This is a genomic window from Vibrio sp. R78045 (assembly GCF_042466085.1).
Lineage (GTDB): Bacteria > Pseudomonadota > Gammaproteobacteria > Enterobacterales > Vibrionaceae > Vibrio > Vibrio cyclitrophicus.
In genome coordinates, this window is sequence record NZ_JAXHBS010000018.1 from 252566 (window position 1) to 266005 (window position 13440).

At 44.2% G+C, this 13440-nt stretch carries 13 protein-coding genes; 5 read left to right on the plus strand and 8 right to left on the minus strand.

The window, feature by feature from the left end:
- Window positions 1-59: 59 nt before the first annotated feature.
- The 5 genes from SJY39_RS22855 to SJY39_RS22875 all read right to left on the minus strand — a co-directional run bounded on the left by SJY39_RS22855 (window position 60) and on the right by SJY39_RS22875 (window position 5828).
- Window positions 60-272 (minus strand): MbtH family NRPS accessory protein, encoded by a 213-nt coding sequence (locus tag SJY39_RS22855; protein WP_010441117.1) that lies wholly within the window; start codon window positions 270-272, stop codon window positions 60-62.
- Window positions 273-331: 59 nt separating this feature from the next.
- Window positions 332-1987 (minus strand): multidrug ABC transporter permease/ATP-binding protein, encoded by a 1656-nt coding sequence (locus SJY39_RS22860; protein WP_016793530.1) that lies wholly within the window; start codon window positions 1985-1987, stop codon window positions 332-334.
- A 132-nt stretch (window positions 1988-2119) separates the two neighbouring features.
- Window positions 2120-4096, minus strand: a complete 1977-nt coding sequence (gene fhuB, locus SJY39_RS22865; protein WP_010441121.1) for a Fe(3+)-hydroxamate ABC transporter permease FhuB — start codon at window positions 4094-4096, stop codon at window positions 2120-2122.
- The gene (locus tag SJY39_RS22870) at window positions 4093-5052 is read right to left on the minus strand and encodes an ABC transporter substrate-binding protein (RefSeq protein ID WP_016769239.1); all 960 of its coding nucleotides are present in this window, start codon (window positions 5050-5052) and stop codon (window positions 4093-4095) included. Before SJY39_RS22870 ends, fhuB begins: the two co-directional genes overlap by 4 nt.
- Entirely contained in the window at window positions 5049-5828 is a 780-nt protein-coding gene (locus SJY39_RS22875; RefSeq protein WP_010441125.1) for an ABC transporter ATP-binding protein, read from the minus strand. The genes SJY39_RS22870 and SJY39_RS22875 overlap by 4 nt, the downstream gene beginning before the upstream one ends.
- A gap of 238 nt (window positions 5829-6066) precedes the next feature.
- Between SJY39_RS22875 and SJY39_RS22880 the strand changes: the two genes are divergently transcribed.
- Entirely contained in the window at window positions 6067-6867 is an 801-nt protein-coding gene (locus tag SJY39_RS22880) for a 4'-phosphopantetheinyl transferase (protein WP_010441127.1), read from the plus strand.
- Window positions 6868-6886: 19 nt separating this feature from the next.
- Here SJY39_RS22880 and SJY39_RS22885 read toward each other — a convergent pair whose 3' ends face one another.
- The 3 genes from SJY39_RS22885 to SJY39_RS22895 all read right to left on the minus strand — a co-directional run bounded on the left by SJY39_RS22885 (window position 6887) and on the right by SJY39_RS22895 (window position 8682).
- Window positions 6887-7339, minus strand: a complete 453-nt coding sequence (locus tag SJY39_RS22885; RefSeq protein ID WP_010441129.1) for a GNAT family N-acetyltransferase — start codon at window positions 7337-7339, stop codon at window positions 6887-6889.
- A 67-nt stretch (window positions 7340-7406) separates the two neighbouring features.
- Window positions 7407-7541, minus strand: a complete 135-nt coding sequence (locus tag SJY39_RS22890; protein ID WP_016784477.1) for a hypothetical protein — start codon at window positions 7539-7541, stop codon at window positions 7407-7409.
- Between the two features lie 13 nt (window positions 7542-7554).
- Window positions 7555-8682 (minus strand): PcfJ domain-containing protein, encoded by a 1128-nt coding sequence (locus tag SJY39_RS22895; protein WP_010441132.1) that lies wholly within the window; start codon window positions 8680-8682, stop codon window positions 7555-7557.
- A gap of 228 nt (window positions 8683-8910) precedes the next feature.
- Here SJY39_RS22895 and SJY39_RS22900 point away from each other — a divergent pair, with 228 nt between their 5' ends.
- From SJY39_RS22900 to SJY39_RS22915, 4 genes are all read left to right on the plus strand, one after another.
- Window positions 8911-9333 carry a universal stress protein gene (locus SJY39_RS22900; protein ID WP_010441133.1) on the plus strand — a complete coding sequence of 141 codons (423 nt, stop codon included), beginning with the start codon at window positions 8911-8913 and terminating at the stop codon, window positions 9331-9333.
- A 254-nt stretch (window positions 9334-9587) separates the two neighbouring features.
- Window positions 9588-11057: a DASH family cryptochrome gene (locus SJY39_RS22905; protein WP_016793531.1), complete on the plus strand. Its 1470-nt coding sequence runs from the start codon at window positions 9588-9590 to the stop codon at window positions 11055-11057.
- Window positions 11054-12613, plus strand: coding sequence for a cryptochrome/photolyase family protein (locus SJY39_RS22910; protein ID WP_016793532.1), 1560 nt, complete (start codon window positions 11054-11056; stop codon window positions 12611-12613). Before SJY39_RS22905 ends, SJY39_RS22910 begins: the two co-directional genes overlap by 4 nt.
- Complete coding sequence (locus SJY39_RS22915) at window positions 12613-13353, plus strand: SDR family oxidoreductase (protein WP_010441136.1); 741 nt, start codon at window positions 12613-12615, stop codon at window positions 13351-13353. Before SJY39_RS22910 ends, SJY39_RS22915 begins: the two co-directional genes overlap by 1 nt.
- The last annotated feature ends 87 nt before the right edge of the window (window positions 13354-13440 follow it).

Here is a 13440-nt window from a genome sequence, read left to right on the forward strand (position 1 = left end):
ATCCACAATTCGCCCGCTACAGGCGAAAAGTACAGGTACTGACTAAAGGTTAAACGGGTTTAGTTTTCTAGAGCATCTATCGCGTCACGCAGACTTTTCGGACGCATATCGGTCCAGACTTCGCGGATATGTTCAAGGCAGTGTTCTTTATTGCCCTTTACGCCTACTTCAGTCCAACCATTTGGTACTAAGTGGTACGTTGGCCAAATGCTGTATTGTTCTTGCGCGTTAATAACAACGGTGAATTCTGTATTTGGGCTATCAATACTCATGTTTTCCTCAACTAACTTTATTTATTGTGTTTTCTGAACCTAAACCGGTTCTTAAATACTCAAGCCACAACACTTTCTAGTGCTTGGTGTGCTTGAGCCAAATTCCCTTTACTCAACTCAATAAGATTGCCGCTATCCATTTTGAAAATACGGTCTGCGACATCAAAATAAGCATCATCATGAGTAATGGCGATAACCGTTACGCCACGTTCTTTTAATAGAGGCAGCAACTTGCGGTAAAAGAGCTTTCTAAAACGTGGGTCCTGATCAGCGGCCCACTCATCAAGCAAAATACAGCCGCGTTTCTCTAGAACAGACATCATGAGTGCTAGGCGCTTTCGTTGCCCTTGTGAGTAACGAACATCACTCAAGGTGCCCTGCTTGTGGTCGACTTTATGAGCCATTTCTAACCTAACCATCCACTCGTCTATGTCCTTGCTATCAATGTCTTGACCTTCTCCATCGACAATTTGATGAAACAGATGAAAATCACTGAACACAGCAGAGAATTGCTGTCTGTAATCCTGCCAATGCTGCTGTGTTACCTCATTGCCATCAACATACACTTGCCCGGCATGGGGTCGGTAAAGACCGGTCAGCAAGCGAGCAAAAGTTGATTTACCACTACCATTGCCACCAATAACGAAGATGTGTTCGCCACGTTCGATTTTGAAGTTAATTGGACCGACTCCGAATGAGTCACCATCTGAATCTGAACGGTATCGATAGCTCGCTTCGACCAACGACAACGACTTAAAGACTTTCGTTTGTGCAGATTTAGGATTGAGCGTTCGATTAGGACTCAAATCCAAAGACGACAGCTTTCGCATTGAAATATTTGCGGTGATTAGCGTTGGAATTGAACCGACCGCCGACATTAATGGAGTTCTCATAAACAGCACGACTAAAGCGAAGGTCGACGCGACTTCGACTGTCGCCCAACCTAGCCCAATTGCGAGGTAAAAATTTAAGCCAATCAAAGCTAGCACTACCGTGTTCGCCATGTTTGCCGCAAAACCATTTAAGATATCGGCCTGCGTCACTTCCTTTCGATAGCCTTCAGCATTAATCGAAAAGGTTTCGTCGAAATAACGTTTGGCTCTGAACGGGTTCAACGACAGCTCTTTTCGACCATCAATCAAAGACTGATAGTCGTGATACAAGTTATCGTCGTACTCACGGACCTGTTTAACGTGTTTGGTGATACGCGTAACGAGCATGTAACCTATGACACCGGTTAAAGAGAGCATTAAAACGCTGATACCAAACAAGGGCATAGATAAGAAAGCTAAATAAGCTAGAGCAACAAAGGTAAGCACCAAGCCATAAATCAATTCAGGCAAATGGACAAATGCGATCGTGATATTTCGAATATCGGTGTTAAGCGAAGCTAGGACGCCGGCACTCCCTACCTTCTCCACTTGCTCAATATCGGTATTTAACAGTTGAGAAACCAACTCACACCGCTTGTTGTACACGAATTGGTGTCCAAGCTTATGGAGTGCCACTTGTGCGATGGTCGCCGTAACTAAAAGGCCAATCAGCAACAACGAAAACTGAATCAAAGTATCAGAAAGCACACCACTGTTTTCCAGTAGTTTGTGTTGGATAAACGCGATAACGCCCACACTCAGAAATGCACTCGCGATACTCAACAAGATCACCAGACACAGTGATTTTTTCTGTTTTTCCGCTAGCAGTAGGATCAATCCCATTTCATACACACCAGTTAATTAATTATTATTGTGATTATCATTATCAACAACATTGAAAGATAACCTCGTTTACGTTGAATCATGCAAACACTGAACCATAGAGCCTATTGCGACACGGCTCTAATGGCGCTGCTAAAGCCTTCTTAAGCCCCACATCAGGTACATGCCACCGATGATAGAAGCCACCAGCCCTGCTGGGATTTCTTGCGGATAAAGCCATTGTCTACCGAGCCAATCAGAAAACAACATCAGTGCCATACCGATCAACGATGAACAAATGAGGTGCTCTTTAGCACGGCTATAACCAAACAATCTCGCCATGTGCGGTGCCATTAAACCAACGAAGCTCAACGGGCCAACCACCAATGTCGCACTCACGGTTAAACATGCCACCAGCACCAACAATAGGATTCGAGATCGAGACACGTTCACGCCAAGTGACTGCGCACTAGCCTGCCCTAGTGGTAAAACATCTAACCAACGAGCGCACACAAAACCGAGCGAAATAAATACAACCGAAGACAAAAGCAATGGCATTAACGTTACTTCAGTCACGTAATAAGTAGAGCCAGCTAACCACGCCAACACTTGATAGCTTCTCGGATCGCCCCCTGCCAACACGAAGCTTTGTACTGCATTCATCAGAGCCGTTATCGCGACGCCGGTAAGCAACACTCTTTCAGGTTGAAAGCCCGACTTTTGATTGAGTACAACTATGATGCCTAACGTACAGGCCGCACCAATAAAACCACCGGTGTAAAGACCAACAACGCTACTTCCTAGACCGGAAAAAATGGCAATGATCAAACCAAGAGCTGTACCAGAGCTTATACCAATCACTTCTGGGCTCGCCATTGGGTTGCCACTCAAACGCTGAACAATAGTTCCTGCGACCGCTAACATTCCTCCAGCTAGTGCAGCCGCCATTAATCGAGGTAAACGCCACTCAAGCAATGCCCAATCGCGCGTTTGAAACAACCAACGCCAACCTTCACTCTGGACTGAAAACAGACTGAACACGATGAGCGAAAGAACAATCAACACTGTCGCCAACAACACAGAGCTTTTATTCAGGCGAGAAGCAATTTCATTATGACGCGTCAATACTGTTTGTGTTTGTGACTGGCTTTTCATCGACAGTTTCGGCAGTAACCACAACAGAAGCGGCGCGCCCAAAGCCGCTGTCGCTGCCCCTGTCGGAATAAACATCGACATAATGCCTGGCAGTTGTTGAATCAGGAGATCGGTTAGGCTCAATAGTAAACCGCCTAACATCATCGACACCAGCAACTTAGGTACTAAGCGGTGAATGCCCATTAAACGTGTCAAAGCCGGAGCCGCCAAGCCAACAAAACCAATCACACCAACTGCGCTCACAACCCAAGCAGTCAGCAATACTGCCAGCCCTAAGCAGACGACTCTCAACTTCGCCAGTGACACACCTAAGCTTTTAGCACCCTGCTCTGATAACTGGAGCAAACTTAAAGGCTTTACGAACAGAAACGCTATAAGTGTTGCGATAACCAAACGCGGTGCAAGATATTGAACATCCTCCCACCCAGTTTGGACCAAGGAACCTGCGCCCCAGATCATCAAACCATTGAGTTTGTCCTGGTTGATCATCAGAAGGACTGTGCTTACTGCGCCAAAATAGAGATTGACAACTAAACCAGAAACAATCACCACAGTTGGAGACAAGGCACGTCGCCACGATAGCGCAAACACCAAGCCAATGGTCGCAACGCCACCGATAAGTGCCACGAAGGAGTATGACCACTCTAAAAGCCAAGGGGCATAAAGTGTTGCGAGCATCAACGCAAAGCTTGAACCGCTTGCAACACCTAAGGTCGATGGCGAAGCTAATGGGTTTCTGAGCACTTGTTGCATCAACACACCAGCAACTGCCAGAGCTGCTCCTGACAATAAAGTGGTAAATAACCTAGGCCACCAAGCCAAATGCAGCTTAACCGACTCAGGTGAAGCAAAATCGGCCACCCACAGACTCGATATTCGATCTAACCCGAACTGAGGTACGGATAAATGCAACCCAATGAGCATCAATGTAGAAACCATCAACAGAGTCAAGACTCCGAACGAGAGAACTCTCATAACACCTTCCCGTCATTCAGCTCAGAAACAATGAACCTTGCAAAGCGAGTGGCTGAAGGGATAGACCCAAAGCTCCATACCGCAGGAATCTGCAGTGCCGGATAACCCGACTCTTTCACTATATATTGCCAAAACTGATTCTTTTTAAGGTGCGCTTTTGTGCCCGCTGGCATAGGAGAAATAATTACAATCTGCCCTTCAACACCAATCAGTTGATCGACACCGACTAAGCTATAGCCCCACCCATTAGTCTGCCCTTTCCAAGCCGCTTGAAGGCCAATCTTATTTATCGACGCTTTATACAAACTGTTGTCACCAAAAACGCGAACGTGGTTGGTATCCATGAACTGAACCATTAATAACGCAGGTACGTCTTGTGGCAATGAGGAAGCCAAGCGGTCCATTTCGCGATTGGCTTTTTCGATTAGGATCTCAGCTTGTTGACTGACCTCAGTGACCTGGGCCAATAGACGAGTCACTCGCTCTAGCGCTGACCAATCCACATCTCCACTTCGGTACAAACCAATAGTGGTAACAGGTGCGATTTTGCTTAGTTGGGGCTCCAATGTTGAAAACATCGGAGAGAGTAATATTTTGTCTGGCTTGAGCTCATGAATACGCTCAAGATTTGGTTGGGTTCTTAGCCCAACATCAGCAACAGCATGAGGGATTTCTGGCGATTTAACCCAAGAGTTATAGTCTGGAATTTGCGCGACAGCAACAGGCGTAACACCAAGCGCTAATAGCGTTTCAGTATGGGTCCAATCAATCGAAACCATCCGCGGTGCATGGTGATTATTGGCATTAAGCGATTCTTGCTCGGCCATTGAAAAGGGAGATAACGTCATCAAGATAGATAAAAGTGTCACCGTCTTAATGCGGCTTGATCTCCGCAGACCGACGTAACTTAATAAGCAGTGATTGTTGAATGTACGAGAGCTAAACGGACACATCATGCTGGCTCCAAATCACCTGGCATCGCGACAGGGTAGCCTGCTGCATGCTGGGTAATGTGCATCGGAACGCCGTAGATATCTTGTAATACCGGCTCTCTAAATACCTCGTCAACCTCACCTTCAATCAGTAACTCCCCACTATGTAAGGCAATGATATGGTCGCAGAAACGTGCTGCCATGTTGATGTCGTGTATTACGATGATCACGCCAATATTCAAAGTGCTACTCAGGCGTTTAATCAAGGTCAGCATCTCAATCTGGTGGCCGATATCGAGTGCAGACAATGGCTCATCAAGTAATAGATACTTGGTTCGCTGTGCTAACAACATAGCTAGCCAAACACGCTGGCGTTCACCACCAGATAAAGTGTCAACCAAACGATCGGCGTACTTAGCCGTATCAGTTAGTTGCATCGCCTCTTGAACGTACTGTTTGTCTTTACTCGAAAGGCGCCCTAATAAGCCATGCCATGGATAACGACCAAAGCTGACTAAGTCTTGTCCAGACAAGCTGTCAGTGGCTGGTAAATGTTGTGGTAAGTATGCGATCTGCTTGGCGAAATCTTTATCCGACCACTTAGCGATCGATTTGTCTTTTAGAATGATGTCGCCAGATGTGGCGTTCTGTTGCTTTGCCAACAACTTCAATAACGTCGATTTCCCCGAACCATTGTGCCCAACCAAAGCGTAAATTTTTCCTTGCTCAAACGATACATTGAACGCCTTGAGTAGCTGTTTATCCCCGACGCTAAAACCGAGCCCTCTTGCTTCGATCATATCTTCAACCTTAAAACACACCATTCACTAAAAAATTAATGAAATATGAACATATTCATAAAATCATTAACAGACACGCTTTTATACACTTGCAAAAATTCAAATGCAAACGATTTTCATTTAGATTAAACTATATGCCATACTAGCTTTTCCCCTATAATTTAAAGGGTTAGAAGCTTAACTTTAGAATATAAAGCTTAGAGTCAATTATTCACCTTGTTGCAAAATGGTAAACTCAATGATGAACAACCCCTTTCGTCCGCTTCCTGGAAATTTTGGCTTTATGAGCAATGAACTAGCCCTTGATACTGAAACAGCGCTATGGCCTTTTGGATACGCCAACACCGGGGTGAACAATACAACGGCGCGAAGCGACGGTGTCGACATCCAGCTAACACAGTTCGACTACACGCGCTTTTGCGACAGTATGTTTGAACAAACCAATATTTATTGCCCTGAAGCTATCATCCGCTCCATTAACAAGAGAAAAGCTGAGTATTTTGTTGGTCGCTATTTAGTGGCGAGCAAGCTAGAGGAATTAGGCTTCGAACATTGCACTCTTGAGCCGAACATCGACCGTAGCCCTCAATTCCCTGTTGGCACTATTGGATCCATTTCGCACTGCGAAAGCTTGGCATGCGTTGCAGTTACCCCCTCCTATCATTCAGATCGAGAGAATCTTGGTATCGATGTGCAAAAGATCATTTCGAGTGGTGTTTGCAACGAAATTGGAAGCATGATTGTAGAGGGACAAGAAGTCGATTTAGCAATGAGTGCAAGGTTAACCAAAGCGCAAGCCATCACACTGCTCTTTTCAGCTAAAGAGTCGATATACAAAGCACTCGTTAAGTTCTCTACGCGAGATTTGAATTTTAAAGATGCGAAATTGAAGCAAATAACCCAAAATGCAATGGAGTTTGGGATAAGTGAAAGCGTTAATCTGAGAAATAGCGCATTGAAGGAAATAAGCTGCGAATACTGGTACTTAGAATCGCACAAAGCCTTTTTAACCTTTTGTTACTACTCACATGACAAGTAGCTGCTGTGCTATAAAGATTCTAAAATAAGACGCTTACTACATGGTGCGCGGGGTCCGATTCTATATCAACAATTGACCAGTCGAGTGAAAGATATAACGGTGCAGTATTAGTGTAGGCGTACAACTTAGAAGTTGAGTCAGTCTCGGGTTGAGATTGATAATAGTCTGGCATTTGTGCGAGTGCTCGCTTAATCAATTCACTGGCAATACCTTGACCACGCCATTTCTCATCAACATAAACCGCATTAATCCAAACCACATCATTCACTTGATGAGGTTCCTGAAAGTGGGAGTACGCCAAGCCACCAATGACCACATTATCGCTAAGTGCTGTTATAACAGGAGGGAGTTGTATGTTTTCTTTATAGGTGTCTTTAAAATTAAAATCAGACCATTCACTTTGAAATAAGCCTTCTAACACACTCCAATAAGGTGAGCTTTCATCACAATTTCTAAATATTACTTTCTGCATTTTTTCCGTCCTTTGAAAGGGAGTAATTTGGCCATCCTAGCCTTGTTTAATCTAAGTGTAGGTAAAGCTACTCTTCTTCGTCGTATTCGTCTGCTGGGTCTTGATTTATCTCTTCCCCACACCCTAGGCATTCGCCTTGTAGATCCGTAGGCATCACAATAATCAAACCACAATGTGGGCATAGATCGCCTTGTTGATACATATAAGCGGTCCCTTTACTTCATGTACTTGTGTTTACTTTCTTCTAACCAGTCGTGAATCACTTGCCGTGCGGATTTCGATGGTTGTACATTTCTTTTTCCGCAGATTTGGTCAATTTCAAACGGAAATGCTTTGCTCGGAACACGGCGCAAACCTATAGTTAGTCTTTGGGGTTTAAGCATGCGGAATACCACATAACGATCGCTCATGATTCGGTTGTGATAGACACCAATACAGTGCTTCTGCTCAATGCCTTCGCGTTCCAAATCGTAATAATCAGTGAGGGGATGAATATTGTCGTTCCCTAGCAAAGGAACGGGATAAGGAATGTCTTTATCCATTGGTCGGTTACCTTCTAAGCGACGTAATTGACGCTGTTCCGTCCAACGGTCGTGAAGTTGTTCAAACATCGCAAAAGAGTTCTGACTGGTAATGGCACGAAGCGGATCTCCTATCTCCAAATCTTGCCCTAGCAATATCGCATCTTGGAACATCGCCATTTTCGATGGTGCATTAAGTCTGCCTTCTTTAACCATAGCAATACCTAATCGGCTGCCAGTTAAAAACGGATGAACCTGATCCAAACGCAACGCTGTGTAGCCTACTTTGGAATAATGCTTAAACTTCAATACGCGTCTTTGCAGAGGTTCAAGAATACGCATTATATGGTCAAGCTCATCACCCACATTGTAGTGAAGCTCTAATTTATCGATGAATTTGAGGGTGGCCTTACTGCTATCTAAGCCCAATTTCTCAAGGATCTTCTTTTGCCCTAAACGGCTAAGCGCCAACGCCTTTTGGTTATCAACGCTGTATTTCATGCAAATCAACGCCAAGATGACCGGACGCAACTCCAATAATTGCCCAGCCTCATAGGTATTCGCAGCCAACCACAGCATTTGATATTGGTACTCTGGGAAATCGTCTGTGATCTCACGATAGCGAACCGGCAATGAGTTTAACCAACGACCGTCAACATCAAATTGCTCGACAAGATTTAAGCTTAAACCAATGCCACCATCAAGTGGCCGCCTACCACCTTCAAACACATGAAAGCCGGCCAGCTTTTGAGACCAGTCACTGATTTCAATGTCATAATCAAAGCCTAATGTTCGAGTAGGAATGGTAAGTAATGCTGTCATTAGTGCCTCTTAGTTATTAGCGCATTAGTTTGTTGAATCGCGTAGAACATCGAGCGCGCTTCACTATAACAACCTTTTGTAAATTTCTTATCAATCAAAGCGATATAAATATCACAATGCTTAGAAGATCTTTGAATGACGTTTTTGCGCAATATGGGACCTCTTCGATATAATTTACGCCAACAAAAACTATGCTTGTAAAAGAAATCACAATAAGAGGCTTTAATTATGGAATACCGACATATTCTGGTCGCACTTGAACTGTCTGAAGACACTAAAATTCTCATTGATAGAGCGACCTTCTTTGCGAACAAACTAGAGGCTAGTATTTCGTTTGTTTATATCGATGGTACACACGGAGAAATTTATCCAGAACTCGTTGATATTCAGGGAAATAGCAGTGATCTACCTTTCAATGAAGATACCTTAGCAAAATTGAAAGAGTTCGAGACTTACGCCAAACATCCAATCAACCATATCTTTGTGGGTACTGGTGATTTGAACAACAAGCTCAAAAATACCATCGAGGCAAACAAAGTCGACCTGTTGCTATGTGGTCACCACCATGATTTTTGGCATAAGATCATCTCCCATTCGAAACAAATTATCGACACCTCTCCAGTCGATATCTTAGTCGTCCCAATGGAGTAGGCTGATTTTAAAATATACGATGTCTAAGAGAAAGGACGTCGAAGCCAAACACGATTAGCCAACCTCTCTCCGTGTTATTGGTTGGCTTGTGCGCTCTTTCGCTTCTATCTTCTTTCGGTTATGTACTCTTTAACCTCGTTCTCGTGTCCACTTTAAATCGCCCACTACTATCATCGACGTCCAGCATTCATTTGTGATCTTAGCGCCCGATCAACTCGTAAGCGTCTAATAATTAACAAAACAGAGTGTAAACAATGAAGAAGATTGGCCTCTATCTTTTCACCAACGATTTAAGAGCCGACGATAACGAGTTGCTTGGTAAAGCGTCTCGGCTCGTTGATGAACTGATATGTGTAGTGATCGAGCCGAATTTGTCCGTATTCTCTCGCAAGTTTGCGAAAGAGCAACAATATGGGGCAGAGCGAGCAAAATTCATTTCTCAGTCTATTACTGATTTAGAAAGCCGCCTAGCTAACCTAGGGCAAGAGCTCATCGTTCTGCGATCTTCAACATTAACTGATGAGGAAATGAGTAGAGACTTCGCACTGAGTGAAATTATCAAATCACAGCGAGCCACACACTTGTTTGTGAGTCATCATTGTGGCTTTGACGAGCGACATCTTGTGCAATCGATACAGTTTAACTTTCCAAAATTAATTTTAATGCAGCAGCATCATTCAACTCTGTTAGAGCTGGAGCGGCTTCCCTTTGAGTTATCTAAGTTACCTCGCTCGTTCACCAAGTTTAGAAAATTAGTCGAGCACTTACCTATTGATACACAAAGCCTAAGCATCACCACACTACCACCAATGCCTAAAGCTTTGTCACACTGTCACTCGAAACAGGCCTCTAATTCAAAGTTCGATGAACACTGCCTAAACATCAGCAACACAAACGTAAACGGTTTACACAACAGCAGCTTCATTGGCGGAGAGCAAGCCGGCCTAGCGCATTTGCACGACTATTTTTCACATCCCTATGCTCACCAATATAAACAGACCAGAAACGCGTTCGATGGCAAAGAAAATTCGACCAAGTTCTCACCATGGTTAGCGCTCGGCTGTGTCTCACCAAAGACGATTTACCGCAACCTTGTCCAATTTGAAGCGAAACATGGCTCAAACGATTCAACCTATTGGATTTTCTTTGAGCTACTTTGGCGTGAGTATTTTTATTGGAAGTGCTTATCTTTAGGGTCATCCCTGTTTCAAAACGGCACAGACAACCCAAGCATCGATTCGGTCCTGGCAACCAACACGACTCAACAAAACTTCGCTAATTGGAAATGCGGCAATACGGGCTATCCGATTGTCGACGCCTGCATGCGCCAACTTAATACTACGGGGTACGTGTCTAATCGTGGCCGACAATTGGCCGCAAGTTGTTTGATCTATGAATTAGGAGTGGATTGGCGAAACGGCGCCGCTTATTTCGAAAGCCAACTCGTTGACTATGACGTGGCATCGAACTGGGGAAATTGGGCGTATATCGCTGGGGATCTTAATCAACCAGTCCACAACACTCAATCAAGCCATAACAACCGATCAATCCATAACAACCAATCAATCCACAAGGATCAAAGTATAAACCAATCACAGCCTAAATCACGCCACTTTGATCTAGCAAAACAGACAGAGATGTACGATCCAGACCACGTCTTTATTAATCAATGGAAAGAGACGGGCCAACATACAACCTCCGCCTCTAAGCAGGACAAGCTATGAAATTCAAAACTGTACGCCTTATTTTTGGTGATCAACTCAACATTGAACACTCTTGGTTTCAGCAAGTCGACGATAGTGTGATTTATATGATCGCTGAGCTCAAACAAGAAACGGATTATGTCGCGTCTCACATTCAGAAAGTCGCTGCATTTTTCTCTGCCATGTCCTATTTCGCCAACGAACTCACTCAACAAGGTCATCAGGTACTGCATTTAACATTGGATGACACAGCGCAATTCGAAAACCTGGATGCCCTGCTTCAACATTATGTAAGCGAGTTCGACGCCGAAAAATTTGAATACCAAAGACCGGATGAATATCGCTTACTTCAGCAAATGGCAAAACTCAAACTAACCAATGTTACCAAAGGATGTTGTGATACTGAGCACTTCTTATTTCCGTTTGAGGAAATTGAAACGCAGTTTCCGAAAGACAAACACATTATGATGGAACACTTCTATCGTCGGATGAGAAAACGTTTCGACATTTTGTTGGAGGATGACAAACCGGTTGGTGGGAAGTGGAACTACGATGCCAACAATCGTAAAAAGCTTAAGAAGCAAGACATCGCCAACTTACCGAAGCCTTTGATGTTCTCTAACGATATCTCGGACCTTTTGAAGCGCATCGAGCGTCATCATGTACAAACCATTGGCGAAGTTGGTGAGCAACTCTTATGGCCAGTAAACCGAGCTCAAAGCTTGTCTCTACTCGCTCATTTTTGCCAAGTTTGCTTGCCACTGTTTGGTCAATTTCAAGATGCAATGACTACAGAACACGATTCAAAGTGGAGCTTGTATCATTGTCGTCTCTCTTTTTCTTTGAACAGCAAGTTGCTTAGCCCTCGCGAAGTCATTGATGCGGCACTCTCGGCTTTTGAAGCGTCAAAGGCTCAAGATAAACCAAGCATTGATATCGCTCAGGTCGAAGGTTTCGTACGCCAAATACTTGGTTGGCGTGAGTACATTCGAGGCGTGTATTGGGCCAACATGCCCGCTTATGCCAATAAAAACTATTATTCAGCCGACCGACAATTACCTCATTACTTTTGGGATGGTCAAACCAAAATGAATTGCATGAAGCACGCGATTGGTCAATCCCTTGAGTTTGCTTATGCACATCACATTCAGAGGCTGATGATCACTGGCAACTTCTGCTTGATAACTGGCATAGCACCTGACCAAGTCGACAGTTGGTATCTTGGCATTTACGTAGATGCGATTGAATGGGTCGAAATGCCAAATACGCGAGGTATGGCACTGTTTGCGGATGGCGGCATCGTAGGAACCAAACCATACTCTGCCAGCGGTTCGTACATCAACCGTATGAGTGATTACTGTAAAGGATGCCACTATCAGATAAAAGAGCGCAGCGGTGAATCCTCTTGCCCATTTAATAGCTTGTACTGGCGCTTCATGAATCAACATCGCGATGCGTTAAACCGTAACCCGCGCATGGGCATGTTATATCGATCTTGGGACAATATGGATCAGCAAGACCAACAAGCAATTCTCGATACTGCAGAACAACGACTGACTAACTTGGAGAACTTATAATGGTGGAACAACTCAGATTACAAATATTAGTCATTGGTGGCAGCGGCGGAATTGGTTTCGCAGTTGTTCAACACCTACTGTCTGAGCTGTCTCATTTTGATTTTCTCGATGTTCAGGTTGATGCAACTTACCACTCGCAATGCCCCACTCTTGAAGACACGCGACTTCACTGGCATCAACTCGATGCAACCAACGAAACAGAAGTCGCACAACTAAGCGCGAGGTTCAATAAACTTGATTGGTTAATCAACTGCGTAGGGATGCTTCACACGCCAAACCTTGGGCCGGAAAAGAACTTATCGTCTATCGACCCTGAATTTTTTCTGAAAAACATCTCTGTTAATACACTACCAAGCTTACTGTTGGCTAAACATTTCACACCTGTTCTAAGATTCAGTGACAATCCAAAATTCGCGGTCGTCTCAGCTAAGGTAGGCAGTATTTCAGATAACAGATTAGGCGGTTGGTACAGCTATCGCTCATCAAAAGCAGCGTTAAACATGTTTATCAAAACCATGTCGATTGAATGGCAACGAACGGTTAAGAAAGGAACCGTGTTAGTACTGCATCCAGGTACAACCGATACCGCGTTGTCAAAGCCATTTCAAGCGAATGTGCCTGAAGGAAAGCTGTTTGAATCGAGCTACGTCGCCCACCAACTGGTCGACATAATCAGCAGTGCAATACCGGAAAACAGTGGCAACTTTTACGCGTATGATGGTGAGCAATTGACTTGGTGATAAGGACTACCGATCGTGGTAAATAATTCTGACCATAGATCGTTAAAAAATCCGATAACCTCGTCTGAACTTTTGATTCTAGAATCA